General features: G+C 44.0%; 1 pseudogene. It reads left to right on the forward strand.

The annotated features are described in order from the left end of the window. Positions 1 to 905: pseudogene (locus A3763_RS19940) on the forward strand (flagellin); the annotation flags it as partial.

A 905-nucleotide genomic window follows, 5' to 3' on the forward strand; every position in this document is an offset into this window, starting at 1 on the left:
CGTGAACTAGCGCTACAATCAGCGAATGGTTCAAACACTGATTTGGAGCGTTCTTCTCTACAAGAAGAGGTTGAGCAGCTAAAAGCTGAAATTCAGTCAATTTCTGAAAAGACAAACTTTAACGGTCAAAGCCTTCTAGATGGCTCTTTCCAGGATACTGGTTTTCAGACCGGAGCAAACGTTGGTGACCGAATTGATGTAAGTATTAATGAAACTACTGTTGATACACTTGGCGCAGCTGCGACTGCTGGTGTGACGTCTAACAATAGTAAAACTGCATTAACTGCAGAGCAGACTATCGCCGCTGGTGACTTGACTATTAACGGTGCTGCTATTTCGGCTCCTGTTGGTAGTAATGACGACACGTCATTTGCTTTGCAGGGTTCAAGTGCAATTTCAAAGGCTGCTGCGATCAACGCAGAAACTGACCTGACGGGTGTGACCGCAACTGCAAACCCCAATACAGTCGAAGGTACAACTATAGCTGCGGGTGTTATCGGTACAGGTGTTGATGCTGAAACAGTCGCAATTAACGGTGTTGATATAGAGCTTCAGCTTGCAGAAGTTGAAGCAGAGACTGCGCTAACAGCAGTTGCAGATACAATTAATACAAAGAGTGACTTAACGGGTGTGACGGCATCGGTTGTCGAGACAAGCACAGGTTTTCGTGTTGATTTGACTTCTGAAGATGGTCGTAATATCACTGTTGATACAACAACTGGTGGTGCGGAAGACTTCGGTTTAGTTGATGATGGTACTGATGGTACCGCTGTCACATTTATTGGTGATGTAACGCTAACTAGTGATGACGGTTCTGATATTAATGTTGGTTCAAATACTCAGAATATTGATAACTTCGGTTTTGAAAAAGGTACATATAGTGGCAACAAGGCTGCACTAGTTGG

The sequence above is a fragment of the Oleiphilus sp. HI0128 genome (genome assembly GCF_001635365.1).